This is a genomic window from Microcoleus sp. D2_18a_B4 (genome assembly GCF_036702475.1).
GTDB lineage: Bacteria > Cyanobacteriota > Cyanobacteriia > Cyanobacteriales > Microcoleaceae > Microcoleus.
The window spans coordinates 221,966-248,085 of sequence record NZ_JAUBTL010000001.1 but is presented as its reverse complement, the minus strand read 5'-3'; the positions used below and the strand labels follow the sequence as shown (position 1 = coordinate 248,085).

At 43.4% G+C, this 26,120-nt stretch carries 21 protein-coding genes; 10 read left to right on the top strand and 11 right to left on the bottom strand.

Annotated features, from left to right (window positions below; genetic code table 11):
- Window positions 1–15: 15 nt before the first annotated feature.
- The 3 genes from QUB04_RS01095 (at window position 16) to QUB04_RS01085 (ending at window position 4,162) form a co-directional block, all read left to right on the top strand.
- Window positions 16–888, top strand: a complete 873-nt coding sequence (locus QUB04_RS01095) for a nodulation protein NodZ (RefSeq protein WP_333280100.1) — start codon at window positions 16–18, stop codon at window positions 886–888.
- Between the two features lie 79 nt (window positions 889–967).
- A complete protein-coding gene (locus tag QUB04_RS01090; RefSeq protein ID WP_333280097.1) occupies window positions 968–2,395 on the top strand; it encodes an FkbM family methyltransferase in 1,428 nt (475 codons plus the stop codon).
- A 12-nt stretch (window positions 2,396–2,407) separates the two neighbouring features.
- Window positions 2,408–4,162 carry a glycosyltransferase gene (locus tag QUB04_RS01085; protein WP_333280095.1) on the top strand — a complete coding sequence of 585 codons (1,755 nt, stop codon included), beginning with the start codon at window positions 2,408–2,410 and terminating at the stop codon, window positions 4,160–4,162.
- Here the strand turns inward: QUB04_RS01085 and QUB04_RS01080 are convergent.
- Both QUB04_RS01080 and QUB04_RS01075 read right to left on the bottom strand, forming a co-directional pair.
- Entirely contained in the window at window positions 4,155–4,340 is a 186-nt protein-coding gene (locus QUB04_RS01080; RefSeq protein ID WP_333208682.1) for a tetratricopeptide repeat protein, read from the bottom strand. The two genes, QUB04_RS01085 and QUB04_RS01080, sit on opposite strands and share 8 nt — an antisense overlap.
- 31 nt (window positions 4,341–4,371) lie before the next feature.
- The gene (locus tag QUB04_RS01075; RefSeq protein WP_333280093.1) at window positions 4,372–5,961 is read right to left on the bottom strand and encodes a tetratricopeptide repeat protein; all 1,590 of its coding nucleotides are present in this window, start codon (window positions 5,959–5,961) and stop codon (window positions 4,372–4,374) included.
- Window positions 5,962–6,408: 447 nt separating this feature from the next.
- Between QUB04_RS01075 and QUB04_RS01070 the strand changes: the two genes are divergently transcribed.
- Window positions 6,409–7,344 (top strand): glycosyltransferase, encoded by a 936-nt coding sequence (locus QUB04_RS01070; RefSeq protein ID WP_333280091.1) that lies wholly within the window; start codon window positions 6,409–6,411, stop codon window positions 7,342–7,344.
- Between the two features lie 94 nt (window positions 7,345–7,438).
- Entirely contained in the window at window positions 7,439–9,475 is a 2,037-nt protein-coding gene (locus QUB04_RS01065; RefSeq protein WP_333280088.1) for a sulfotransferase, read from the top strand.
- A gap of 279 nt (window positions 9,476–9,754) precedes the next feature.
- Here QUB04_RS01065 and QUB04_RS01060 read toward each other — a convergent pair whose 3' ends face one another.
- Both QUB04_RS01060 and QUB04_RS01055 read right to left on the bottom strand, forming a co-directional pair.
- Window positions 9,755–10,039 carry a hypothetical protein gene (locus QUB04_RS01060; protein WP_333280086.1) on the bottom strand — a complete coding sequence of 95 codons (285 nt, stop codon included), beginning with the start codon at window positions 10,037–10,039 and terminating at the stop codon, window positions 9,755–9,757.
- A 642-nt stretch (window positions 10,040–10,681) separates the two neighbouring features.
- Window positions 10,682–11,293: a DUF5678 domain-containing protein gene (locus QUB04_RS01055; protein WP_333280084.1), complete on the bottom strand. Its 612-nt coding sequence runs from the start codon at window positions 11,291–11,293 to the stop codon at window positions 10,682–10,684.
- Window positions 11,294–11,512: 219 nt separating this feature from the next.
- Between QUB04_RS01055 and QUB04_RS01050 the strand changes: the two genes are divergently transcribed.
- The 3 genes from QUB04_RS01050 to QUB04_RS01040 all read left to right on the top strand — a co-directional run bounded on the left by QUB04_RS01050 (window position 11,513) and on the right by QUB04_RS01040 (window position 13,690).
- A complete protein-coding gene (locus tag QUB04_RS01050) occupies window positions 11,513–11,758 on the top strand; it encodes a hypothetical protein (RefSeq protein WP_333280082.1) in 246 nt (81 codons plus the stop codon).
- 2 nt (window positions 11,759–11,760) lie between these two features.
- Window positions 11,761–12,441, top strand: coding sequence for a methyltransferase domain-containing protein (locus QUB04_RS01045; RefSeq protein WP_333280080.1), 681 nt, complete (start codon window positions 11,761–11,763; stop codon window positions 12,439–12,441).
- Window positions 12,442–12,694: 253 nt separating this feature from the next.
- Window positions 12,695–13,690, top strand: coding sequence for a methyltransferase domain-containing protein (locus QUB04_RS01040; RefSeq protein ID WP_333280078.1), 996 nt, complete (start codon window positions 12,695–12,697; stop codon window positions 13,688–13,690).
- A gap of 271 nt (window positions 13,691–13,961) precedes the next feature.
- Here QUB04_RS01040 and QUB04_RS01035 read toward each other — a convergent pair whose 3' ends face one another.
- The 7 genes from QUB04_RS01035 to nadD all read right to left on the bottom strand — a co-directional run bounded on the left by QUB04_RS01035 (window position 13,962) and on the right by nadD (window position 22,462).
- The gene (locus QUB04_RS01035) at window positions 13,962–15,320 is read right to left on the bottom strand and encodes a methyltransferase domain-containing protein (RefSeq protein WP_333280076.1); all 1,359 of its coding nucleotides are present in this window, start codon (window positions 15,318–15,320) and stop codon (window positions 13,962–13,964) included.
- 114 nt (window positions 15,321–15,434) lie between these two features.
- Window positions 15,435–16,340 carry a glycosyltransferase family 2 protein gene (locus QUB04_RS01030; protein WP_333280074.1) on the bottom strand — a complete coding sequence of 302 codons (906 nt, stop codon included), beginning with the start codon at window positions 16,338–16,340 and terminating at the stop codon, window positions 15,435–15,437.
- 209 nt (window positions 16,341–16,549) lie between these two features.
- Complete coding sequence (locus QUB04_RS01025) at window positions 16,550–18,631, bottom strand: tetratricopeptide repeat protein (protein WP_333280072.1); 2,082 nt, start codon at window positions 18,629–18,631, stop codon at window positions 16,550–16,552.
- Window positions 18,632–18,665: 34 nt separating this feature from the next.
- Window positions 18,666–18,902: a DUF5678 domain-containing protein gene (locus QUB04_RS01020; protein WP_333280070.1), complete on the bottom strand. Its 237-nt coding sequence runs from the start codon at window positions 18,900–18,902 to the stop codon at window positions 18,666–18,668.
- A 22-nt stretch (window positions 18,903–18,924) separates the two neighbouring features.
- Window positions 18,925–19,878, bottom strand: coding sequence for a GDP-mannose 4,6-dehydratase (locus QUB04_RS01015; protein WP_333280069.1), 954 nt, complete (start codon window positions 19,876–19,878; stop codon window positions 18,925–18,927).
- Between the two features lie 656 nt (window positions 19,879–20,534).
- The gene (locus QUB04_RS01010) at window positions 20,535–21,554 is read right to left on the bottom strand and encodes a type I glyceraldehyde-3-phosphate dehydrogenase (RefSeq protein WP_333280067.1); all 1,020 of its coding nucleotides are present in this window, start codon (window positions 21,552–21,554) and stop codon (window positions 20,535–20,537) included.
- Between the two features lie 191 nt (window positions 21,555–21,745).
- Entirely contained in the window at window positions 21,746–22,462 is a 717-nt protein-coding gene (gene nadD / locus QUB04_RS01005) for a nicotinate (nicotinamide) nucleotide adenylyltransferase (RefSeq protein ID WP_333280065.1), read from the bottom strand.
- Between the two features lie 620 nt (window positions 22,463–23,082).
- On the opposite strand from nadD, the gene murC reads away from it, so the two are divergent.
- Both murC and murB read left to right on the top strand, forming a co-directional pair.
- Window positions 23,083–24,639, top strand: coding sequence for a UDP-N-acetylmuramate--L-alanine ligase (gene murC / locus QUB04_RS01000; protein ID WP_333280063.1), 1,557 nt, complete (start codon window positions 23,083–23,085; stop codon window positions 24,637–24,639).
- 150 nt (window positions 24,640–24,789) lie between these two features.
- On the top strand, window positions 24,790–25,746 hold the full coding sequence (gene murB, locus QUB04_RS00995) for a UDP-N-acetylmuramate dehydrogenase (protein WP_333102382.1): 957 nt from the start codon (window positions 24,790–24,792) through the stop codon (window positions 25,744–25,746).
- The last annotated feature ends 374 nt before the right edge of the window (window positions 25,747–26,120 follow it).

Sequence of the window (26,120 nt, the reverse complement as noted above, 5' to 3'; positions counted from 1 at the left end):
AGTTAATTTAATGGTATGGAGCAGTATATCATCCTTAAAGGAATAGCAGGACTAGGAAATAGACTATCGGCTTTAAGCGCAGCTATTAAATATGCTCAAACCACTAACAGAAAACTAATCGTTGAGTGGAATGATCAGTGGTACAGTAGCCATTCCTCCAAAAATGTCTTTTTTGAATTTTTTCAGCTTGTCAATATAGATAGTAGTCTTCAGCATACCTATGATATTCCCCATTATAGCCAAAAAACTGTTGCTCCTGCAATGTGGTTCAATCATTTAACTGACCCTAGCGATCAAGTTATGCAATTTCCTCTTGTTTGGAAATTAAACGATCAATATTTAGGTCAAAAATGTGTTGTGGAATTAGATCGTTCTTACACAGAAGATATTGTCATCTTTACTTCCTATGGAGGATTAGATAGAAAAATTCTGCGTCATCATCTAAAACTTAAACCCGCTGTTCAAAAAATCGTGTGTGAATTTGCTGAAAAATATTTTTCAGAAACTGTAATTGGTGTTCATGTACGTTTTACCGACAAACAACCTAAACAACCTTTAAAGACGGTTTTTCAAAAAATTGATGACCTTTTATCTGTAGAACCTACAGCTAAAATTTTTTTAGCTACTGATAATCCTGAGATCATTATTGAATTTAAACTCCGATATGTTAATCATATGCTAGTGAGAAATAAATGGTTCCCCTCCGATCACACACCAATCCATCGCTATCAATCTGGACGAATTCCTGAAGAAATTCTTCTAGACGCTGTTGTTGAAATGTTTTTACTCAGCCACTGCAAATATTTAATTGCACAAGGTAATTCATCGTTTTCTAGGATATCAACTTGTTATTTTAAATCAGATAGCAATAATATCATGCTTTGGTAATTCATGCTAAAGTTGCTTTTCCTCATTCTATCCCCTGATACAATAAATCCAAAACGCATTAAAATTCAAGGCTTCCTCCATGAAACTCGACTTCCTCAACCTCTGTCAACAACACGCCATTACCCCACGCGGTATTATCTCCATAGGCGCTTACGATGGCAAAACCCTCAAACGCCTCAACCTCCCCAATACCATTAAAACCCTACTTATCGATGCCAACCCCACTGCTGTTGAAAGATTGCAAGAGAATTTTGCCGATCGCCCCAATATCCAAGTCGTTCAAGCTGCCATTGCCAACCACAACGACACCGTGACCCTGCATCTGAGTTCCCTAGAGTCTAGCAGCTCCATCCTACCGTGGCAACAGTACAGCAAAATTTACCCCAATATTAAAGAAACTCAACAACTCACCCTCCCTTCCCGCACCCTGGATACTCTCCTGGAAGAACTGGATCTGTCTCCCACTGACTTTAATATTCTGATTCTCGATATCCAAGGCGCTGAACTCCTCGCCTTAGAAGGCGCTACCCAACTCCTCAATACCATAGATGCCATTTACACCACCGTTCATTATCAAGAACTGTTTAAAGGCGGGGCTTTAGCGGAACAAGTCGATCAGTTCCTCACCGACTACCAATTCCAGCGTGTAGCAGAGGAGACTCCCTACCATCCCGCTTGGGGAGAAGCGTTCTATGTCCGTCAGCCTGTTAGAACTGAGGATGGGGTGCTTCCCGTTCAACCCCTATCCCCAACCTCTCAACTGCTTCAGGAAACCCAACAGGAGTTAGAAACTTTACAGTTACAATACCAAGAAACTTTGGGAACGTTGGAACAAACCCAAGATCAACTGCAACAAAAAGCAGAGAATCTAGCTGAGTTAGAATCTCAACGGGATCAAATATTAGTAGAATTAGAACAATCTCAAATCCAACAGGAACAACTCCAAACCCAACTTCAACAAACCCAAACCGACCTTAAACAATCTCAAATCCAACAGGAACAACTCCAAACCCAACAGGAACAACTCCAAACCCAACTTCAACAAACCCAAACCGACCTTAAACAATCTCAAACCCAACTTCAACAACTCCAAACCGACCTTAAACAATCTCAAACCCAACAGGAACAACTCCAAACCCAACTTCAACAAACCCAAACCGACCTTAAACAATCTCAAACCCAACAGGAACAATTACAAACCCAACTTCAACAAACCCAAAAAGAATCTGATCAATCTCGTTCTGAACTCCATGAAGTTAGAGAAGAATTGGAACTAACCCAATTCCAACTGGATGAAGTACAAGTTGAGTTAGAACAATATGTTGCTAAGTTCCATCAACAGAAAGAAGAAATTACCCAACTGCAAACGGAACTGGAACAAACTAAAACCCAATTAACTCAAGTTCAACCCCAACCTGAACCCACCGTTAGCACAAAATCTAAATCAGATAATGCAGCGATAGTCAAACTCTTGGCCAAAGTTCTAGCAGAAACCCTAGAAGATTAGTGAGGATAGATTATGACAGCTAGCCCTTTATCAATTCTTCCTAATCTTCAACCCACACTAAACCTCACAATTTTTGCAGTCCCTAAACCCTTTCGAGGTCAGATTGGTATTATTCAACGGAATGCAATTCAAAGTTGGTTACACTTGCAACCCCAACCGGAAATTATCTTATTGGGAAACGATGAGGGAACAAGAGAAACTGCCAGAGAGTTTGGTTTACGCCACATTCCCAACATCCAACTCAATACTCAGGGAACTCCCCTGTTAAATGATATTTTTTTCCAAGCTTACCAACAAGCGAAATACCCGATATTAACCTATGTTAATTCGGATATTATCTTAACCAGTGACTTCCTGCCAACGGTTCAACAAGTTGCAAACCAATACCAGCAATTTTTAATTCTAGGAAGACGTTGGAATCTGGATATCATTGAAACCTTAAACTTTCATCATTCCCATTGGGAACAAAATTTACGCGATCGCGTTCATCAAGCCGGAACCTTCAGTGGCGTTGGAGCCTTAGATTATTTCGTTTTCCCCAAACCTCTATTTTCCCAACTACCAAAATTTGCCGTTGGACGCGCAGGCTGGGATAACTGGATGGTAGGAGAAGCCCTCAAACAGAAGATTCCGGTCATCAATGCTAGTCAATTAATTACCGCGATTCATCAAAACCACGATTACAACCATTTGCCAGGACATCGTTTAGAAGCATTTCAAGGAACCGAAGCACAACAGAATCAAACCTTTCTCCAAGGTCATTTTGCCGGCAATAGTGCCGATGCGACTGTTTACTTAACTCCCCTCTCTCCCAACCACACTCCTAGAGTTAGTGTGATTATCCCCACCACCCATGTAAAGAACCACGATTTTGCATCTCTCCCTCTGCGTCAAAGCATTGACAGTGTTTACCAACAAACCCTGACTGACTTTGAAATTATCGTCGTTGATGATAGTTTTACGCAGGAAATGCGATCGCAACTCAAAGCAGAATATCCCTCAATCCGCTACATCCATCAACCCTCTCAAGGGATTGTAGCCGCTTTTAATCAAGGTTTGGACATCGCCCAAGGGGAATTTGTGACTTTTTTGAATACCTCAGAGGTATTTTTGCCAGAAAAACTTGCCCAACAAGTCGCTTGCTTTGAACAGAAAGCAGGTTCTTTAGAAATGGTTCTCAGTGCTTGGCAAACCCCTTCCGGCAGTAGGAGTCAGGCCATTAATATTGCAGCCTTTAATTCCGTTTTACAAGGACGGGAAGGGTTGCATGGCGTTCATATTTGGATGTTACCAACACTGTGGCAATTCATCCGAACTAACACAATTCTATTTCGGCGCAGTTGGTTACAGCGTTATGGTGGCTTTAACCCCCAACTCTCTCAACAAGCCGCTACCCTTGACCTGCTACTAAATTTATCCTCAAGGGGGGCGGCGGCGGTTTGTTTAGAACAGCCAACAGTTTGCTGTCCTGAACCCCAACCCTATACTCCTGAAACCATCGCTCAAATGGCGCAAGAGTCAGAACAACTTCTGCAAAACTATTTTTCACGCCCCACCGTTAAACCTTGGATGCGTCCCTTGGAGTCCCAGGCCTATACTCAAACATTCCTATGGCTAGTACGCTTGATGTCAGATATCGGCAATGAACAGCAGAAAGCAAAATTCCTAGGCCGTTATCATTCTTATCTGAAAAGGAGTTTATCAATTGACACTAATGATTTAGATTCGATATCAAAGTCTAGGTGGGAATCTCCTAATCTCAAATAGCTTGCTCAAGTTCTAACAACGCTTCTCCTAAATTCCGATAGAACCATAAATGAATCGGTTCGCCCTGCAATTCCATCCCTTTGCGGTAACAATCAATGGCTTCTTTTAAACAGCCTTGACGATGCAATTCTTGTCCCAGCTCCTGATAAATCTCAGGAGCATTAGGACTGTTCTTCAATATCTCTTGATATCGAGAGAGGGGATCTAAATTAACTCCCTTTTTTTTTTGAAATCACACGACTCATCCCTTCATAAGCCAAATCAAACTCCGGCTTGAGGTTAATTGCTTTTTGGAAATAAGCTATTGCCTCTTGATAATTTCCTTTCTGTTCTAATGCTTCTCCCCAATGTAAATTAATATCGGGAGAATCTGGATAAATCTCACAAGCGCGGCGATAACAACTAATCGCTTCATCCCACTTTTGAAGCATAGCAAAAGTATGACCTAAAACATGATAAGCAACGGCCGAACCTGGGTTGAGAATATAAGCGCGACGTAAAGCAACAATAGCATTTTCAATTGCACCTTGTTGTCGGAGGGTTTGTCCTAAGTTTTGATAGGACTCAAAGGAATCACGATTAAAATCTTGACTGCGACGGTAGGAGGCGATAGCCTCTTCAAATTGGCGTTGTTTGCCTAAAATTTGTTCTAAGCGATTTTCAATGGAACGCGGATTGGCTGGATTTAATTCTAAGGCTTGGCGATAGGCAGCGATCGCTTCTTCCCATTGATAAAATTGTTCTAACGCCTGGCCCAATTCATCATATAACTCAGCCGAACTTGGGTTCAAAGCACAGGCTTGATGATAAGCAGTAATCGCTTCTTCCAAGTTATGAGTTTGCACCAGTGCTTGAGCTAAACCCCCTTGATGCTGACTATAATTAGGATGCAGTTCAACGGCTCGACGATAAACCCTAACCGCTTCTTCCCATTCATTTTGTGCAGCTAAAGCTTTCCCTAACGGGTCATAAGCCTCGGCTAAATTAGGATTAAGTTCACAAGCTCGCTCTAATGCTGTTACAGATTCTTTCCATTCCTGCTGGTGCATTAATGCCGTCCCCAAATTATAGTAAGCAGTTGCAGAGTTAGGATTCACCTGACAACACCGACGAGAGAGACTAATAATTTCCTCCCATTGTTCCTGATCTTCTAATAATTTTCGTGATTTTTCGTAAGCTTCTATTAAATTAGGATTGAGTTGACAAGCACGACGATAATGTTTGAGTGCTTCATCAGTTTGACCGCACTGTTCTTGAACTTTTGCTAATGATAAATAACATTCTGACCAATAAGGATTAATCTCTAAGGCTTGATGGTAAGTCGCGATCGCCTCTTGCCCTTGGTTCTGTTGCGCGAGAGCCAGTCCTAGATTATAATAGGTTTCGGCATCCTTGGGTTTAAGCTCTAACGCCTTGTGAAACGAAGAAATCGCTTCTACAATATTGCCTTGCTGGGTGAGAGCGATCCCCAAATTCGTGTAAAATTCATAAAAGTTCGGCTCTAAGGCAATGGCTTGTTGAAAGCAACTGATCGCTTGGCTCAAATGTCCGGCTTGCAGTTCCACAGTACCTAAGCGGTCATAGAACCAAGGGGAATTAGCGTTGAGTTCAACAGCTTTCTGATAAGCTGATATCGCGTCCTCAAAACTTCCCTGTTGACTGAGAGCTTCCCCCAAGTTATAATAAAGCCAAGGGGATGATGGGTTTTCTTGTATCCCCTGCTCATAGCTGAGAATTGCCTTTTCCAACTGACTTGTCCGTAACTGTTGATTTGCTGTCTCAAAATGGCTAATACTCATATCACAACTCTCGATTATTTCTAGGATTCAATTATATCATGTCTGCTAGCATTGAGCGTGTCAACAACTTATTACAACTTCTTTGAGCCGTTATCTGATTCCATCTGCCTTGAACAGCAGTTAAATCTTACCAGCAAGAAGGATGCCAGCAGACACAATAACATTATATTGGTTATGGACACTTGAGGGAATCTGCAAACAGTCACTCAACCTTTAGAGATGGATATGCCTGTCACTACCTGATTGTTTCCGTCCCTTTTTTACCCTTCTCTACCGGTTGTTAATAACTTTATATATATGCCATTCCCTTCAGAATTGCCAGAAATTAAAAACAAACTAGAGCGATCGCAGTCGTGGCTACAGCAAATTCAAAGCGAGATGGCATCTTGGGAATCGCTAACAACTCTACCACCCTCATCCCCCTTAGCGGAACCCTCTCGTCAGTCGATGTTATTTTACCGAGATTATGGCGGTTTTACAGGTGGGCACTTAAAGGTTTGGGACTATTTTAATCATGTCAAATTTTCCCACAGTTATGCTCCCTTTATTTATTTCACACCTCAAAGCAGTTGGGAGCAAAACAATCCTTGGTTAAATTTAGATAAAACTTTCCTCTTATCTGAGCCCTTAGTAAATCCCGATCTAATTTTTATGGAGGGATTGGATTGGCATTTCCTTGATGAACACTATAAAAATAATTCACATATTCCGATTATTAATTTAATTCAGCACGTCCGACACGCCTATCCTGATAATCCTCGTTATTCCTTTCTCAAATATAGAGCAATTCGGATTTGTGTCAGTTCCGAAATCAAAACTTATTTAGAAGAAACTCATCAAGTCAACGGAGAACTATTCGTTATTCCCTGTGGCTTGGATCTGAGTGAACTCCCCCAACCTTTAGATTGGGAACAAAAAGATTGTGATATTTTAATTTGCGCGTTGAAAGAACCTATTTTAGGACAACAGTTAAAAAAAGAATTAGAAAAAGCCGAAAAAAAAGTGGAACTTCTCACAGCACAACTTTCCAGAGCAGAATATTTACAAAAGCTAAATAGTGCAAAGATGACGGTATTTCTTCCTAATCAACAAGAAGGAGAGGGGTTTTATCTTCCGGCTTTAGAAGGGATGGCGCTAGGAACACTGGTGATCTGTCCCGACTGTATTGGCAATCGATCCTTTTGCCTTTCATGGTATAATTGTATCCGTCCAGAGTATCGGGTAGAAAGTTTATTGAATGCAATCCAACAAGCATTACAATATCCTCGAAGTAAAATTCGGGAAATTTTAACCCAAGCGAAACAAACCGCCAATGAGCATAATCTTCTCAAAGAGCGTCAGGCTTTTTTAGAAATTATCGATAATATTCGGCAAATTTGGTAAAATTGTCTTACCTAAATTATTTAGAGTTTTGATTTACAGTCATCTAAAAATAGAACTCCATAAACCTTTACCTGAAGAAAACCCTTCTAAAATCATGCAAAAATCCAACACCGAACAAAGCGTTTTCATTATCACCGGAATGCACCGTTCAGGAACCTCCTTAACCGCATCTATTTTGCAGAGTGCCGGTATTCACATTGGTCGAAATTTGTTAGGTGCAGATCAGGTCAATATTAAAGGTCATTGGGAAAATATTGACTTCTATGAATTTCACATGAATATTCTTGACTCACAAGGACTCAGTAGTGCGGGCTGGACATTACAGGACAATTTAGAAATTAAGGAAGAATTTATTGATCGAGCTAAACAAATTATAGAAAATAATGCTTTAAGTTCAGTTTGGGGATGGAAAGAACCTCGAACCACTCTCTTTTTAGACTTTTGGGCAAAACTCTTACCCGAAGCCAGGTTTTTATTAATTTATCGTTCTCCTTGGGAAGTGGCTGACTCTCTCTATCGGCGACAGGACGAACTTTTTCAAAGTCAACCAGAATTAGCCATTAAATATTGGCAGCATTACAACCAAAAAATTCTCAATTTTTATAACCAGGAACAAAATCGTTGTCTACTTGCGAATGTTAAAACGATTATTCAGTACCAAGCCGCCTATATTGATACGATTAATCACAAGTTCAACGTTAATTTAAGTCATCCTTCTCCTACAGCTTACGATCCATCGATGTTGAAAACAGAGGTTTCATCCAACAGTCAGCAACCAACTGTAATTGATTATTACTTTCCTGAAGCCATTGAACTTTATCAGGAACTAGAAGGCAGAGCATGGCATCCTGAACAAACGCCAGATTTTTCTTGGCAAGAATTATTAAAACCGTCTCTCTATCGAACTTGGGCTTTTCAAGATTGGGCGAATTTGCGTCGATTAGAACAGGATAATAAATCCTTGAAAACTCAATTGCACGCACAAGAACCGGAATTGCAAAATTCTCATTCTCGTCAAACTGAATTAGAACAGACAAAAGCCCAACTGAAAACAGCAGAAAATCTCCTCGAACAATCTCAATCCCAGTTACATGAAACTGAAAGCGTTTTAGAGAAATCTCAAACTCAGTTACAACAAACCGAGTCCGTTTTACAACACTCCCATGCTCAACTTAATCACACTCGCAAGGAATTAGAACATACAAAAACTCAACTTAGTCAAGCTCAATTTGATGTTATGCGTTATCAATCGCAGTTACATCAAACTCAAGAAGAATTAGAATACTATGAACTGCACCGCCAAGCTTGGGAGGAATCGCAATCTAAACTTTATGCAGCCGAGGTAGCTTTAAGTCAGTTGATGGATCAGTTACAGAAAACCGAAAAAAGTGAAGAGCGTTTACATATTCAACTACATCAAACTCAAGAAAAATTAGAATACTATGAACTGCACCGCCAAGCTTGGGAGGAATCGCAATCTAAACTTTATGAATCCGAGGTAGCTTTAAGTCAGTTGATGCATCAGTTACAGCAAGCAGAAAAACGAGAAGAACGAATCAACCTTCAACGGCATCAAACTTTAGAAGAGTTAGAACAAACCGCAACTAAACTTAAACAAGAGCAAGAGAATTTTCAACTGGTAAATCACAAATTTATACAACTAAAAATAGAGCTAGAAGGAGATATCAAACAAAAAGAAGCACAAATTCATCAATGGCAAACAGAATTCAAACAGTCGCAATCTCAACTCCACGAACTACAAGGGGAATTAGCTCAAGCTAAAACCTATATTGAGCAAATCACACAACGGCACAAGCTAGAACAAATCGTAGCTGAATCTCCCCAAAAGCAAAGCGAAATCGATTACAATCTGTTAGTTTGGGATGCCTGGAATGCTTACTGCAATGGTCAAATGCCTGTGATGAAGCAGCACCTTCAAAACGCTTTAAAATTAACTAAAACCTCAGCAAGCGAAACAATTATGAATTGGTTAGAGAGTTTTTCTAAATTTTCCGTTGCCCAAGGGTTGGAACTAGATTCCGAAAGTTTAACTAATTCCCTGGAATGGCAACAGTTAATGCGCCAAGTTATGGTAAAAAAAATGACGCAATTGCCTATGATAAAACATTGACTATAAACCGCATAAACATTGATCCAAAGCTATTGGATAATGAACCTGTAGCCGTGAGTGAAGGGTTCTCCTGAGTTTTAGGTGATCATAAAAATAAAAGTTCCCGTGGTATCGGCCAGAAAGCCTGCGTAAGGGAGACGCTCACACTACCGCTTCTACCACAAATCCAGGAGAGCCAATCAAACTAAGTTCTGCACCTGAATCAACCATAATTTTCACTGCTACGGTATGCTGAAATTTCAATAACAACTGGTATTTAGGTTGCCAATCGTGAGATTTTCATATTCTCATTCTGACTGGATAAAATATGACTGGATCGACAAGCTCGCTTCCAAATATCCGTTCAATTACATAATCTAAACCAGATAAACTCGGATCGAGCGCATCCTTCATCTTTCGTAAGGATTCAGGTCTAAAAACTTGCGGCTCCAACGCTTGTCTGGCAAGGGTTTTAGGGCAAAATAAGGGTTTTTGTCTTTCGTGGTTAATTGTCAATAAACGAGGAGAAGTGACAGTTTTTCGTGGTTTATTGAGAATAGAGATTGATTTAGTATCAAGCTCCATATCTAAAGTCTTTGCCCAGCAAGGAGTTCAGTGACCTGAATCCTTACCATCTTTCGATAATCGCGATCGTGACTAATCACCCCTTTGTTAGTATAAGCTATCCAATCGCCCGATATTTTTTTTAACTCCACGCGATCAGGTTTATACCAATGATTAGCTGTAGTATATTGTGGCTCCATAATCAAACCACTTTTTTGTATTTTATAAAATCATCTGTGCTTGAGTTAATAATATAAAAAAAAAATAAAAGATAATGTACGCCAGTCGCGATCGGGCTTTGGCACCTCATTCTACTAAATAGAATAAGTTTTGCCCCATCGCCCCCACTAAACCCAAGCCCTCGTCTTTTCAACCCGATCGGATTTCAGCCCTCTGAGGATGTTCCCGCACGCACCATGTATTATAGATGGGCGATCGCCCCCAAGCCAGCTTGCCATCGAGCTTAACAATAGATATTACCCCAAAAATCAACACAGGAAGACGATCGCACTCAATCGATCGACATTCCCCGCGCGATCGGGTAAACTAGAAAGGTCGATCAGGTTCTACCCGCGTGCCCTTGACTCAAAGCCCAACTTCTGCATCAGAGTGAAGCACTGGACTCGGCACATACAAAATTAACTTAAACTCGATCGAGGCAGTTCACTGCGATCGCCGCTTAAAAATAATCGTCTCCTCAGCTTGCTTAAATTCTATATCAAACAAGTCAAATACTACCTCTCTCCCTAAAAGAACCTCTTGACAAAAATCAGTTTGTGCCCAAGCTACAGGAGCCGTAAAAATATGACCATCCAACTCCATTTCAATATCTCGTAACAGATATTCAATACTGCCGCCAACTCCCTCAGCTTTACTGATAATCTCTCCAGTAGTTCTACTCAAACCCAAATCTTCACCAAGCTGCTTAGTAATTAAGCTGAGTTCGGCTCCAGAATCCACCAGCATTTCGACTCTTGCGGAGTTTTGAGCTTTTAGATGCAGTTCATATCTTGGCTGCCAATCATGAGCCTTTAATGCCCTCATTCTAACAGGATAAAACCTGACTGGTTCAACAAACTCGCTTTCATATATACGACCGATTACATAACTTAAATTAGGCACATCAGTCGGAATCGCATCCTTCATCTTTCGATAATCGCGATCGTGACTAATCACCCCTTTGTTAGTATAAGCTATCCACTCACCCCGATATTTTTTTAACTCCGGTCGATGAGCTTTATACCAATCATTGGCTGTAGGATACTCGGGTTCCATAATTAAATCACTTTCTTGTATTTTAGAAAATCATCTATCGTTGGGTTAATGATATCTGTCGCTACAAAATTTTATCAAACATAATTTACTTTTGTCGCGATCGGGCTTTTGTATCCCATTCTACTACATAGGGTAAGTTTTGCCCGATCGCCCCCAATGAACTCCAAATGAACTCAAGCCGTTGCCTTCCCAAGGATATCCGACTTCAGCCCTATGAGGATGTTCCCGCACGCACCAGGTATTATATATGGGCGATCGCCCCCAAGCCCGCTTGCCATCGAGCTTAACAATAGATATTACCCCAAAAATCAATCAACACACGAAGACGATCGCACTCAAGCGATCTACGAACACGGGCGATCGGGTAAACTAGAAAGGTCGATCGCACCCAACCCCCGTGCCATTGACTCAAAGCCCAAATTAAACTATATCGAGATCGAGCAAATTTTTAAGGAGAGAGGTTAACTATGGATTTTTGGCAAGTACGGAGAAACATTGCTTCTCAATACCTAAGCGGCGAGGGAATAGAAGTAGGAGCCCTTCATGCCCCTCTAGAAGTTCCGGCAGGCGTGAAGGTTCATTACGTCGATCGGATGTCTGTAAGGGATTTGAGGAAGCAGTATCCAGAGTTAGCGGCGGTTAATCTAGTAGAGGCGGACATCGTAGATAATGGTGAAACTCTCTCATCCATACCTGACAACTCTTGGGATTTTGTGATCGCCAATCACATGATAGAACACTGTCAAAATCCGATCGGCACTCTAGAAAATTTTTTGAGAGTTCTGAAACCGGGAGGACTGGTGTATATGGGGGTACCAGACAAACGCCATACATTTGACATCGATCGGCCTCTAACTTCGATCGACCACCTCATTCGGGACTATAAAGAAGGGCCGGAATGGTCTAAGCTCGGTCATTATGAGGAATTTATCAGGCTAGTTGACAAACCTCCAGAAGAACAAGTGGCTGTACGGATACAGCATCTACTTGACATAGATTACAGCATTCATTTTCATGTCTGGACCGCAGAGAGTTTCCCTGAGTTGCTCGAATATTGTCAAAAACAGCTAGGCTTTGATTTTACTATAGAACTCTTGCAAGAAAACTCTATGGAAATTGTCCTGATTCTCAGGAAAAAAGCAAATTGACATCAAGCTTAGGAATGAAAAATAAATAAGGTGACTAATAGAGCAATAGTTTACCTTGGAACAAGGCTTCTGGGGTTTAATTGTGCAATTTATTTTTCATCCCTTACTCTTTGAGTAATGCTCATTTGAGCTTGGCAGAATATCCAGGCTTAGCTAAATTTTATGCTGTTCCACGTTTAGCTAAATATTGTACTATTAGCGGGCTATTTCAACACATCATCTCTGAAAACAACGTTACGCAATTACTAAAGTTATGGCCATCTTAGAACAAGACGAGAACTTAATATTAGCGATAGACCATTCATGGTCTGATGACTGCGGACTCGGAATCCAAGGATGGATTGTGGGCAAAAAAGAAGGTGTTCTCGATGAAGTAGTAGTTGGTGTGGGTGATACCTTCGTCCCCATCTCTGCTTGGTATCCCCGCGCTGATGTAGCAGCAGCCTACCCCCAATACAACAGCAACCCCAACTGTGGCTTCATTGTCTACTTACCTCGGACGGCAAAACATCAACTTACTTTCCACGCCAAAGCTCAAGGTGTGAGTTACAGCAAAAATGTAACCTTTGCCGGGTCAAAGCCCTCAGTATACGATTTCGCAACTTTCACAAATGACGGTAACGGTATTTTCCTTGATTTTATGAATCGGGTTAATAACAATAATCTCCGGATTCTAGAAATTGGCTCGCGCATCGTAAGTCCTGGAAGCAGCAGCAAAAGAGCTTTATTTCCTGGCGCAGCGTCTTACACTGGATTTGATTACTACCCAGATGGCAACACAGATGTAGTTGGGGATGCTCACAAACTCTCTCAATACTTCAGTAACCAGAAGTTTGATGCCATCTTTTCTGCATCTGTATTTGAACACTTAGCAATGCCTTGGGTAGTGGCAATGGAAATTAATAAGTTGCTAGCAGTTGGTGGAATAACATTCCACAGTACCCACTTTGCCTGGCCTCTTCACGAGAGACCTTGGGACTTCTGGCGTTTCTCTGACGAGGGTCTTAAAGTTTTATTTTCTCAGGCTATAGGATTTGAAGTAATCAGATCGGAGCTTTATGCTCCTTTACGAATGCACTTAGACACCATGATACAAGGTCAAGAAACACTAACAACTCAGCCAGCCTTTGGAGGAGTTGCCATCCTTGCCCAAAAAGTAGGTGAAATTAATTCAGAAAAATTTAGATGGGATGTAAGCATAACCGATATTTTGACATCAGAAAGCCATTACCCCAAGCCAGCAGCTTAACTGTTCGGATTGTCATACTCCGCAACAATTTCCTGTCAGCCCAAGCAAATCAAAACTTCCTGACGGGGTGACAAATCCACCAATTGTCACTTCCTATCAACACACAGCGGAAACCGCTGTTATGAGGTACACCCACTTGTCGTTCAATCCTCGTAGGGACACGGCATTGCCGTGTCCCTACCGTGTTTCATAACAGCGGGAACTGCTTTAGCTTCATGGCTGTAACCTTTTTCAAGCATGATTCCTAGCTATTTTGTCACCCCAGTATCAATCAACATCTAGCCAAATAAAATGTAGGATGGACTATTGAAAGTTGAGAAGTCTGTTGCCTTTGACATTCCTCCTGAAGTACAGGATAATCATGCAAAAACTTTTCTTCAACAAATAAAAGCATATTTTGAGAAAACCAAGGAGCTACATTTTGATTATTCCAAACTAGCTTCCTCAGACAATCAACAACAATAAAGCCTCTCTCGTGAAAAGACTGCACCCAATAATCCTGCCACTGTTCATTACAGTTGTTAAATCCACCTTGATATGGGATAGCAGCAGAAAAAAGGCAGACTTTCCCTAATTTCACTAAAGAATCAATAAAAATATCTTTCTTGTCAATGGGAATACGTTCTGCCACTGCCAAAGAAACTACTAAATCAAATTGTCGATCAATCAGCAAAGGTTCCTCTAAATTTGCTACTAAAAAGTGGTCGGGTATTTCTAATATTTTTTGATCTATCCACTCTCCATCCACGCCGCAAACATCTTCCACGCCATGTTCTCGAAAAACAGATAACCAACTGCCCAACCCACACCCTACATCAATCAAGGTTTTAGGTTGAAGAAATTTCATTACTAGGGGGACAACCTGTTGAGCAGACTGTCGCGAAGTATGCTGTACTTCTCTATAAAAACTTTCTGGGTAAGGATGCCGAGTGATGTTATCAGAAAAAGCGAGACTTTGACAACTACCTTTTTGCGAGCATTTAGACACAAACAATTCAGGATGAATCAAAGAGTGCTGTAAACTGTTATTGATGAGTTCTCGTTGTAATAAGGGATAGTTTTTAAGACAGTATGATTTAACAAATAAAAATAGGTTTTGTTTATACCACCAAGCAACTTTAGTATTGTTCCAAATCTTTTTACGAAGACAATCAATGACTACATATCCTCTATCTTGAAAGCGTTTAATCCAATATTCAGGCCATTGCTCATTCACATGATGAACCCCACCTTGTTGACAAATAGCCGCTGAGAACAGACAGGCTGAACCTAGCTTTTCTAGGGAATCTAAAAACACTTCTGCTTTTTCTGAATAAAGATGTTCAGCAACCTCTAGAGAAACAACCAAATCAAACTTTTGTTCTATCGGTAAAGGTTCTTCTAAATTGGCCACTAAAAAATTTTCTGCTGGTATTTTCAACCTGTTTGAGTCAACCCAACCCCCATCTACCCCTATGATTTCTTCAACCCCATGCTCTTTAAATACTGATAGCCAAGTTCCAATGCCACATCCAACATCTATCATGCGTTTGGGAGAAAGTAATTCCAAAACTAAAGGAACCACCTCTTCTGCTGAATTACGGGAAGTAGATTCAACCATGTAATAAAAACTGTCGTTGTAGGTTTCCATAAATTTTGTGACTATTCCTATAAGATAGTTGTTTCTGAGAGTATTGGCAGGCTGGCAAGACAAGGAGTACAATTCTTAGTTGAAGATATTTCTCCTGAATATTTGATGAACTATTCAGGATATCAGAGGATCGTACAAAGCTCCCGGATTTTGAGATTCTGCTGCATAGAGGGTGCTGACTAGCTCTTCTCCTTTTTGTTGGTATTCTCTATACCAAATTCTCCAATGTAAACCAGCAGCTTCAGGCAGATTAGGAGCAGATTCGTAGGCTTTACCACCATTTACTATTTTACTTCTAATATGTTTTTTAGAACGTAACTGATAGTGTCTGAGAAACATACCAAAGTCTTCGGCGGGTATATGGGCTAAAATGCTGCCATCACTGTTACGAACACCATGATTGCCTTGATCGATTACCATTCCTCGTTGCCAACGGACTATAATTTTAGCATTTAATTGATCTTCTTTTCGGCGATAAACTATCCTTTTCAATACATTTGGTTCAGACTCATTATCAAAGGATGTCGTAATCTGTGTTCTCATTGGCAGCCCCAAACAACGATGTTGATTAATAGAATTCAAAACTATTTTTAATGGAGCACGATATAGATACATGAATTCATCAGCATCAAAAGGATAAATCCATTCTACACCCCAGATTGCATAAGCAATTTCAGCTAATGCTGTTAGCTTCTGACTCTGGTAATAACCAACTTCATTGTCTTGAATTAGGTGGACTTTAGCGTCAGGATAATCCTTAGCAAAGCGTTGAATTTCATAAGGCGTATCATCACTAGATAAATTATCGAGAATAACGAAATTGCGAATCCCTAAATAATAATGCCATAGGAGATTGATGTAGGCAACATCACCTTCATCTTTAAACATAGATATAGCTGCTATGTTATTGGTTGCTGGCATGAGGGGTACTCCAGGTAAATCAGCAGATGTTGGTCTCCACTTTAGCTGATGGAATTCTTTGTCTATTGTTGTCGTTGTTTCGGGATTTAATTCAATCATGTGCGTAACTTCCTGGACAGAGAGATTCCTATTATGTTTATCTACGGTGGTCATACCTGCGGGCGCGAGGTGAGAGGTGAACTAAGTAAGTAAGTGACTCTAAAAAAAATCTTGGACATGGGCTCAAAGGTCGTTCCAGTAATTTTTCCCCGGCTTTACAGAGTTACCTTGAATCAGGGCTATCTACTTAGTCACAACATTGAGTCTGGCTAAGGGTTAAGTCTTAACAGCCCCCATTCACTATACTCCCAACACAAATTGATTGCGCTTCGGAAAACAGATACCGCCTCCTCAAGCTGACCAACTTTTGCCAGACATTCCCCGAAGTTATAGTACAAATCGGCTTCATTAGGGTTGGAGGCAACGGCGTGGCGGTAAACAGGGATAGCCTCTTCTAGTTGACCTGCTTTTAATAAGGCATCGGCCAGATTGCGGTAAGGCCAAGGCAAGTCAGGAGCGAGGGCAACGCCTTGGTGGTAGACAGCGATCGCCTGTTCCCATTGTTCCTGTTTCAGCAGCGCCTCTGTTAAACGGCAGTAAGCCCAAGGCAAGTCAGGGTTGAGTTCTAAGGCGCGGCAGTAGGCGGGTACTGCGTCTTCCCATCGTTCCAACTCGATCAGTGCTTCCCCTAAGTGATAATGGGACCAATAGAACTTTGGATTAAGGGTTATGGCCTGTTGATAAACCTCAACCGCGTCCTCCCGCCGTCCCAAACGGATTAAACAATCCCCTAAACTACTATAAGCCCAAGAAAACTCCCGATTCAAGTCACAAGCCCTACGATAGGCACACACCGCGTCTTCCCATTGTTCTAACTTCTCCAAGCTCTGACCTAAATTATAATAAGACCAGAAAAACTCCGGGTTTAACTCAGTGGACTTACGATAAGCAGCCGCGGCTTCTTCCCACTTTTCTAACTTGAATAGGGCTTCCCCTAAGTTATGATAAGAGCCAAAAAAGTCTGGGTTTAATTCACAGGACTTACGATAGGCTGCCGCGGCTTCTTCCCACCGTTCTAACTTTAACAGGGCATCGCCCAAACTATAATAGGACCAGGCAAACTCCGGGTTCAGCCCGATCGCGTTCTGATAAGCATCAACCGCGTCGAGCCATTTTTCCTCTTCTAATAAACTCTTGGCTAAATTATATTGATTCCAAAATTTCTTTTCTGGGCTCAATTCTACTTGTTTATTAGGCGCGATCATGCCCTGCACTTCTCCCGTTTGTCCCAGAAGTCCCCCTAATTTTTGACGTACCTCTGACAAATTGGGTTCAATTTCTATGGTTTTGCGGTAATGCGCGATCGCCTCATCCCGTTGCCCTTGAGAGAGAAGACTATCACCCATTTTCCCATAAGCTTCTGCACAATCAGGCTTTAAATAAACCGCCCGACGGAAACAAATCATAGCTTGTTGGGGTTTCTGGACTTGTAATAACGTATTTCCTAAAGTCAGATAATCTTCTGCTGTCCCCGTATTAGGTTCTAACATGAACGCGACATACCAACACTCACAGGCTTCGGCTTGATTATTTAGTTGGGCAAAGACTTTCGCGAGATTGCGATAAAATCCAGCACAGGGCTGAATCGCGATCGCTTTTTGATAGGACGCGATCGCCTTTTCCCACTGTTGCTGCATAGCATAAATTGTACCCAAATTCGCTAAAGCCGGAGCAAAATCTGGTTGAATTTCCAGAGCGCGAATGTACCAACTCTTTGCCTCATCCAGTTTACCCTGAGCTTGCAAGACATTCCCCAAGGTCTTGTACGCCGGAGCAAATTTGGGTTGAATCTTTAATGCTTGCTCGCAGACTGCGATCGCATCTTCTAACTTTCCTTGAACTAAATACAACTCTGCCAGTTGATTTAACGGAACCGCTGCACTCTCCATCTCTCGCAGTTTAGTCTGAGCTTCGATTAGCTGAGACTTGGTGTGTGCGAGTTCTTCATGAGTCTTGTGGCATTGAACCTGCCAGAGTTCAAGCTCTTCTTTAATTGGTTGCATTTTTTCTTGAACTTGTTGTAGTTTGGTTGTCAATTGCTCAAAATCCCCTGGATTTTGGTGCAGTTTTGTTTCAGATGCCTCTAATTCCATTTGCATCTGGTACAGCTTAGTTTTCAAGCTCCACTGTTCCGTTAAAATCTGCGCTATTCGAGATTGTGGTTGCGGTTCAAAATAGATGACTTTCGCACCAATTCCTATGAAAAAATCTGCTTTTTGTCCGATATTAGCTCCGACATCAAATATAATTTGTCCGGCTTCTACAAAATCACGAATTAAATCTATAACCATTTGTTTGCTCGTTTTTAGTCAATTAAATTATCAATTAAACGTGAAATCTTGGGAAGCGAACTGGCTCAACAAATTCGCTTTCAAATATGCGATCGATTACATAACTTAAATTGGGAAAACTTGGATCTATGCCGTCCTTCATCTTTCGATAATCCCGATCGCAACTAATCACCCCTTGGTTAGTATAAGCGATCCACTGACCCCGATATTTCTTCAACTCTCGGCGGTTGGCTTTATACCACTCCTTAGCTGTTGCATATTCTGCATCCATATTTTCACCTCATAATTTTCCCTCAAATCATCCTCGCTTCCACCATCATCCGCACCACATCGGGCATTTTATACTTCGCCTCCCACCCCAACTTTTGCTTCGCCTTAGCCGGATTTCCCCTCCCCACAGCAATATCCGTCAGCCTGTAAAGACTCGCATCCGTTACCAAATGTTCCCGCCAATCCAAACCCGCAGCAACAAAAGCTGTCTGCACAAACTCCTCCAAAGGATAGCTTACACCCGTTGCAATTACATAATCGTCCGGTTCTTCCTGCTGCAACATCAAATACATCGCCTCCACATATTCCGGCGCCCAACCCCAGTCCCGCTGCACTGAAATATTTCCCAAATGCAGTTTTTCGGAACTACCCGCAGCAATTCGGCACACAACAGATACAATTTTTTGGGTAACAAACCTCTCCGGTCGCAGCGACGACTCGTGATTGAACAGAATACCAGAGCACGCAAACAAATTGTACGCTTCTCGATAATTCGCTACTTCCCAAAATGCGGTTGCTTTCGCTACCGCGTAAGGACTTCTGGGGCGAAAAGGCGTATTTTCATCGGCTGGATTGCCTCGGGTATCCCCAAAACATTCGCTGGAACTGGCATTGTAAAGTTTGATTTTTCCGCCTGTAAACCGAATTGCCTCTAAGAGATTCAATGTGCCTGTGGCAATGCTTTCGAGGGTTTCTACGGGCTGTTCAAAAGACAGACCCACGGAACTTTGACCTGCTAGATTGTACACCTCATCTGGCTCAATTTTCGCTAGAACCTGTAAGACGCTGCGAAAATCGTTGAGAGACATGGATTCTAGTTTTACTCTGTCTCGGATTCCCAAACGCGCCAGGTTTCCGAAACTAGACATTTGGGCGTCCCTGGAGGTGCCGCAAACTTCATAACCTCGATCGAGTAACAGTTTAGCTAAATAAGCTCCGTCCTGACCTGATATACCACAAATTAGCGCTTTTTTCATATCAGATTTTGTTGGCAAAACTACACCGTAGCTGTTGCTATTTTTCCAGGTTTTTAACTTTTATCGTCGGTATTTTTATTTTTTTAATATTTGGGATTTTCCGAAAACTTATTACAGCAATTTTAAACGGTTACTACGAACAAACAACAAATTTATCATCCAGCAGAGCCGAAAGCCCGATCGAAGTATGATTGCAAAAAGTTCGATAGCTGGGAGTAACAGCATACGGATATCGTAGGGAGACGGCACTACCCATTGGTGTCAACTTAACGTCAAACCCTGTCACAGACGGCTGTTTGACTATTAACCCTAGATCCCCCCGGCGCCAAGGGCGGGCACGGGGGCACCGCCCCTACGAAGGGGGGGGACAAGAGTCTTATCAAAGTCAACCCCTACTCCCCAACAATCAGGGGGATTTAGGGGGATCTAGACTTGGCTATGAACAAGAGATACCAAGGCTTTCAGGCTTAAGTTGACACCTGTGGACACTGCCGTGTCCCTACGATATTTCATCTTCTACTCGCCAACTATCGACTGCCAAAAGTCTCTAGGGCTCGAAACAGAAATAACCAGTCAGCTAGAAATCGACTCACAAGTAAAAAATATCAGCATTTTTTAGCTTCTGCCGAATGACTAATACCTTCTGCCTTCGGGTACTAGGCTTCCCACCTTTCGGCGACTAATTCAGCCAAGTCAACCACCCGCTGACTGTAGCCCCACTCATTGTCGTACCAAGCCAAAACCTTTACCATGTCGCCATCCATCACCAGCGTTAAGCTGGAATCCAGAATCGAAGAAGCATCACTTCCGCGATAGTCGCATGAAACTAAAGGCAAATCGTTGTACTCCAAAATCCCTTTCATGGAGCCTTCGGCTGCTTCTTTGAACACTTGATTTACTTGCTCGGTAAAAGTCTTTTTCTCTACCTGAGCCACAAAATCGACTACGGACACATTGGGAGTCGGCACGCGCATGGCAATACCATTTAACTTGCCCTTCAATTCTGGAATCACCAAAGCCACAGCTTGGGCTGCTCCGGTAGAAGTCGGCACAATATTCATTGCTGCCGCCCGGGCCCGCCGCAAGTCGCGGTGGCTGGCATCCAGCAAGCGCTGGTCCCCAGTATAGCTGTGGGTAGTGGTCATCATGCCTTTGACGATGCCAAAATTTTCGTGCAGCACTTTCAGTACAGGAGCTAGACAGTTAGTAGTACAGCTAGCATTGCTGATGACAGTGTAGTCACTGTGCTTGTAGTTGTGGTGGTTGACTCCCATCACATAAGTGCCAACTTCAGAACCCTTGCCGGGAGCGGTAATTAGCACTTTTTTAGCGCCGGCAGTGATATGCTTCGATGCACCAGCTTGGTCAACGAAGACGCCGGTCGCTTCAATAATCAGATCAATACCCCAATCTTTCCAAGGCAAGTTTAGCGGGTTGCGATCGCTCACGCATTTAACTGTCTTCCCATTTAGGGTAATGGAATTTTCATCCGCACTGATGTCCACATTCTTCAACGTTCCCATCATGGAATCGTATCTGAGCAAGTGAGCATTACTTCTGGGATCGGAAGTGTCATTAATAGCTACCAACTCTAGCTGGCTGTTTTCTCTGCCCAGCCAGCAGCGCGCAAAACTGCGCCCGATACGTCCAAAACCATTGATCGCGACTCGAATCACTTTAGTACCTCCTAACGATGGCAGCCCCTAGCTCAGGCTTAAATTTTGGAAAAATTTAAGAATTGACTTATGACACAAGATCATATCGCAAAGGTCGATCCTTTATAACTTTTTGTGTCGATCAAAAAAGCTTGAACTTTTCTAGAAGGCTGAAATTGCAAGGCAGAAGGCATTAGGCTTTCTGCCGCTGGTTACTGGTAAAGCTGATGGGCTGCAATATAAGTCCCGACAACTTCCGGGACTAAGTAGCGGAGGTCGATCTTTTCGGCGCAGCAGCGGCGGATGTGGCTCGACGAAATTTCGATCGCCGCCATCGAAAGCACCTCCCAGCGAATTTCCACGTCCAGAAGAGCCATTTGTTCGGCAACTCGCCGGCCCACAGCATTTGCCTGAACCTGCATCCTGTCCCCCCCGGAATCGAGGGGTTTTCCACCCGGACAATCTCCCCACTCGGACAGTCCCCCAATCTCGCCGCTTTCTGCTGTCACTCGATCTCTCTGAGTCGGACGTGGGGCCACCAACCAGTCGCACAACCGGGCAATTTCGCCGCACCGGTGCCATTTGGGAAGAGTAAGGAGTGCGTCACTACCAATAATCCAGTACCAGCGATGATCGCCGGGATACAATTTTTGCAAATACAGCAGGGTGTCGATCGCAAAACAACTGCCTCTGGGATTTGCCGACTGTGGCGAAATTACGAAGTCTGGGCGATCGGCGATCGCCAAAGCGAGCATTTCCCGCCGCTGCTCAAAACTTGCCAAATCCGGGCGCTCTTTGTGAGGAGGAGAGCGATCCGGTACCCAAATGACTCGATCGAGAGCAAATTGACTCGCAGCCGTCTCGGCTACCAAAACGTGACCCCAGTGAACCGGGTCAAAAGTTCCCCCCAAAATCGCTATTTTCCCCATATTTCCCCAAAATCAGGATTAATACAGACATCGCGCCAATTTTATGTTTATACACTTTTAACCGTAAACTCTATCGCTTTTCGACTTATTCGACTAACTGCATAACTTGGTATATATACAATTAAGTGAGAATACATATTATCTATAGTTGAGTTGCGATCGTGTCAATCTCTGACTTTCAAGAAAAAATAACCGTAGGAGTAGATAAATGACTACAAAATGAGCGAAATTTTGTTGTTCGTGGTAGTGTTTGTAAATCCTTATGGGTTTTACCCTCAATCTTGGTAGAAAGGTTGTGGGGCTTTTGCTGCCGTATCCCAGCACAGCAGGCGGATAGAAATAGAAAGAATGCAGGAGTATGCAACCACCCAAAATTAGTCTATTGGCACAGGCCCCAGACCCCGTTTTCTCTTACCTGCAATTTTCGAGCTGTGACTGTTCCGGAAAACTACTCGGTACTAAGTCATATAGGATACAAGACAAACATCTCTACAAGTCCCTCAAATCTAGGGACGCGCAGAGAATTTTGTACAAAATCTCTAGCGAACTGTATCCTGAAAAAACAATTCTTGATATGATATCGCGTGTTATTGGCGTGGTGTGGTGTGTGAGGAGCAAAGATGCCGAGTTCTGTTGATTTTAGCGGTAGACCATTTCATTTCATCGGCATTGGTGGGATTGGGATGTCAGCCCTTGCCTACATTCTAGCTAAACGCAAGTTGCCTGTGTACGGCTCCGACATTAAATCGAGTCACATAACCGAGCGCTTGCAAGGAATGGGAGCTCATATTTTTTGGAGTCAAGACGCCAGCAATTTTGAACTATTTCAAACGGCCCTTAACGGTAGCAGTCCCGACAGCGGGCAACAGGAAAGGGCAGTATCCTCGATAGTCGCGGGTACGGTAGGGACTTCTGTCGCGACAGCCAAAGCTGTCCAATTGAACGGCAACGGTTCAAGCGCCCAAGCAGTTCCGGGATTGCCTCAAGTAGTATGTTCGACGGCTATTCACCCAGCCAATGCCGAATATCGAGCTGCTTTAGATTTGGGCTGTCCGATTTTTCATCGATCGGATGTGTTGGCAGCGTTAATTCAAGATTACCAAAGCATAGCCGTAGCCGGGACTCATGGCAAAACTACTACTAGCAGCTTAATCGGCTTCATGCTGATGGCAGCAGGTCTAGACCCGACCATCGTAGTAGGAGGCGAGGTAAATGCTTGGGAAGGCAATGCCCGTTTGGGGGAAGGCCCCTACTTAGTGGCCGAGGCTGATGAATCCGACGGTTCTCTCGTTAAGCTGGTAGCCAAAATTGGCATAGTAACGAACGTGGAACTGGATCATCCAGACCATTACGATACCCTTGACCAGGTAATAGACACTTTTAAGGTCTTTGCCCAAAACTGTCAAACCTTGGTGGGCTGCATTGACGACCAAATCGTCAAAGACTGCCTTCACCCTCATGTCACTTATAGCTTGCAGCCGGACAGCGGTGCTGACTACACGGCATCGGGCGTGGAGTACGGGGCCGAAAGTACCAAGGCTCGGATTTGGGAGCGAGGAGCTTTCCTGGGGGAAATGGAGTTGAAGTTGCTGGGTACACACAATCTCAGCAATGCACTAGCTGCGGTAGCAGTAGGCCGATTGTTGGGGTTAGAGTTTTCGGCGATTGCCAAAGCGATTGCTGGCTTTGAAGGAGCTCGCCGCCGTTTTGAGGTGCGGGGTTTTCACAATGACATCCTGTTTGTGGATGACTACGCCCACCATCCTAGCGAAATTCGTGTCACCTTGGCGGCGGCTCGCTTGCGTATCGAAGGTAGTGAAAAAAATCCCAAATCCCGAAGAGTGGTTGCAATTTTTCAACCCCACCGTTACAGCCGGACTCTGACATTTTTGCCAGAATTTGCTCAATCTTTTGGGGATGCTGATTTGGTTGTGGCTTGCGATATTTATAGTGCTGGGGAACCGAATTTAGGAGAGATTAGCGGGCAGCAGGTTGCTGATTTGATTGCTAAAGAAGGCCGAGAGGTTGAGTTTGCGCCTTCCCTGGAGTCAGTCACTAAGTTTTTAACCCAAAATCTGCAACCGGGGGATTTGGCTCTGTTTTTGGGCGCTGGTAATCTGAATCAGATTATTCCAGAGGTTATGGCTTTTTATCAACAAGCCGATCGCCCCGATTAGCTCGCGAACAGAGTAGAGTTGATCGACATTATGGCGTTGCACGTTGTGCCGAAACTTCTGTCGGACGGCTCGCTCAAAGGGGCGACATAAGTTAGCTAAATGGATTTTCAACCACGTCTTCGAGCGAAGGTATTTTTAAGGATTTTCAAGATGGTGACTATCTCGAATGACTCCTCTGTTAAGGACAATCGGCGAGTGTATTCTCCTATTTCTTTGCGGGGAACTGATTGCAAGATTAACTCCCAAGTTTCGCTGGCGGGCCTGACTTCTTTCCGAGTCGGTGGCCCGGCCGAGTGGTACGTTGCTCCCCGCAGTATGGAGGCTTTGCAAGCGAGTTTTGCTTGGGCTGATTCTGAAGGGGTGCCTGTGACTCTGCTGGGTGCGGGTTCTAATTTGTTGGTGAGCGATCGGGGTTTATCCGGTTTGGTCGTCGGCACTCGCTACCTCAAACAGGTGAATTTTAACCCAGAAACAGGTCAAGTTACAGCGGGGGCGGGAGAATCAATTCCCCGCCTCGCTTGGTTGGCTGCTAAACGGGGCTGGAAAGGTCTAGAATGGGCAGTCGGCATACCGGGCACCGTGGGAGGGGCTGTGGTGATGAATGCAGGCGCTCACAGAGGCTGTACTGCTGATATTCTGGTCAACGCTCGCGTCCTATCCCCTGGTGGCAAGGTGGAAATTCTGACTCCCCAAGAGTTGGAGTACCGCTACCGGACTTCGGTGCTGCAAGGGGGCGATCGGCTAGTAACAGAAGCGACTTTCCAGTTACAGCCGGGGTTCGACCGATCGCAAGTAATGGCAGAAACTAATGACCATTTCAGCCAGCGGCGGACAACTCAACCTTACCACTTACCGAGCTGTGGCTCAGTCTTCCGTAACCCCGGCCCCAAGACTGCCGGTTGGTTCATCGAACAAGCGGGACTGAAGGGATATCAGATCGGTGGCGCACAAGTAGCTCAGCGCCATGCTAATTTTATTCTTAACTGCGGGTCGGCAACGGCCAATGATATTTTTCAAGTGATCCGCCATGTTCAACAGCAAGTCGAGCAGCGGTGGTCGCTGTTGTTGGAGCCAGAAGTTAGAATACTGGGAGAGTTTCCCTTCTAAGGCATCATTGAAGTAATACGGAAACGGCAGACTGCCAGCCCACACACCATCACAAAGTAGTTGTCAAGAACCTCAGCCCTGACGGCATGAGGCTTGAAAGAGAAATCTAACAAGCCATCTTGACCCGCCTAAGTCTTAACTGACTACGTTTTTTGAGTCACGACACCGGGCGAATGCGAAGCTAGTTCCCTGCTCTGTCGCTAGTAGTTAAACAGTTCTAAGGTCACTGGAACAGTGCTGCTAGCCTAACAAGCTCAGAAAACATTGGCAAAGCTAACTTTACCCCAGAAATGGGAGATTGAGGACAACCATATCCTCACGGGGGGGGCAACCATACCCCCCTACCCCGCAAGGGGATTAAAATTAAATGTAAA

What these genes read in the sequence shown, in the direction of transcription:
- QUB04_RS01090 (WP_333280097.1), top strand. Translation starts at nt 968, where the DNA reads ATGAAACTCGACTTCCTCAACCTCTGTCAACAACACGCCATTACCCCA.
- QUB04_RS01055 (WP_333280084.1), bottom strand. Translation starts at nt 11,293, where the DNA reads ATGGAACCCGAGTATCCTACAGCCAATGATTGGTATAAAGCTCATCGA.
- QUB04_RS01040 (WP_333280078.1), top strand. Translation starts at nt 12,695, where the DNA reads ATGGCCATCTTAGAACAAGACGAGAACTTAATATTAGCGATAGACCAT.
- QUB04_RS01030 (WP_333280074.1), bottom strand. Translation starts at nt 16,340, where the DNA reads ATGATTGAATTAAATCCCGAAACAACGACAACAATAGACAAAGAATTC.
- QUB04_RS01070 (WP_333280091.1), top strand. Translation starts at nt 6,409, where the DNA reads ATGTTATTTTACCGAGATTATGGCGGTTTTACAGGTGGGCACTTAAAG.
- QUB04_RS01045 (WP_333280080.1), top strand. Translation starts at nt 11,761, where the DNA reads ATGGATTTTTGGCAAGTACGGAGAAACATTGCTTCTCAATACCTAAGC.
- QUB04_RS01020 (WP_333280070.1), bottom strand. Translation starts at nt 18,902, where the DNA reads ATGGATGCAGAATATGCAACAGCTAAGGAGTGGTATAAAGCCAACCGC.
- QUB04_RS01065 (WP_333280088.1), top strand. Translation starts at nt 7,439, where the DNA reads ATGCAAAAATCCAACACCGAACAAAGCGTTTTCATTATCACCGGAATG.
- QUB04_RS01060 (WP_333280086.1), bottom strand. Translation starts at nt 10,039, where the DNA reads ATGGAGCTTGATACTAAATCAATCTCTATTCTCAATAAACCACGAAAA.
- QUB04_RS01095 (WP_333280100.1), top strand. Translation starts at nt 16, where the DNA reads ATGGAGCAGTATATCATCCTTAAAGGAATAGCAGGACTAGGAAATAGA.
- QUB04_RS01050 (WP_333280082.1), top strand. Translation starts at nt 11,513, where the DNA reads ATGTTCCCGCACGCACCAGGTATTATATATGGGCGATCGCCCCCAAGC.
- nadD (WP_333280065.1), bottom strand. Translation starts at nt 22,462, where the DNA reads ATGGGGAAAATAGCGATTTTGGGGGGAACTTTTGACCCGGTTCACTGG.
- QUB04_RS01085 (WP_333280095.1), top strand. Translation starts at nt 2,408, where the DNA reads ATGACAGCTAGCCCTTTATCAATTCTTCCTAATCTTCAACCCACACTA.
- QUB04_RS01025 (WP_333280072.1), bottom strand. Translation starts at nt 18,631, where the DNA reads ATGGTTATAGATTTAATTCGTGATTTTGTAGAAGCCGGACAAATTATA.
- QUB04_RS01015 (WP_333280069.1), bottom strand. Translation starts at nt 19,878, where the DNA reads ATGAAAAAAGCGCTAATTTGTGGTATATCAGGTCAGGACGGAGCTTAT.
- QUB04_RS01075 (WP_333280093.1), bottom strand. Translation starts at nt 5,961, where the DNA reads ATGAGTATTAGCCATTTTGAGACAGCAAATCAACAGTTACGGACAAGT.
- murC (WP_333280063.1), top strand. Translation starts at nt 23,083, where the DNA reads ATGCCGAGTTCTGTTGATTTTAGCGGTAGACCATTTCATTTCATCGGC.
- QUB04_RS01035 (WP_333280076.1), bottom strand. Translation starts at nt 15,320, where the DNA reads ATGGAAACCTACAACGACAGTTTTTATTACATGGTTGAATCTACTTCC.
- murB (WP_333102382.1), top strand. Translation starts at nt 24,790, where the DNA reads ATGGTGACTATCTCGAATGACTCCTCTGTTAAGGACAATCGGCGAGTG.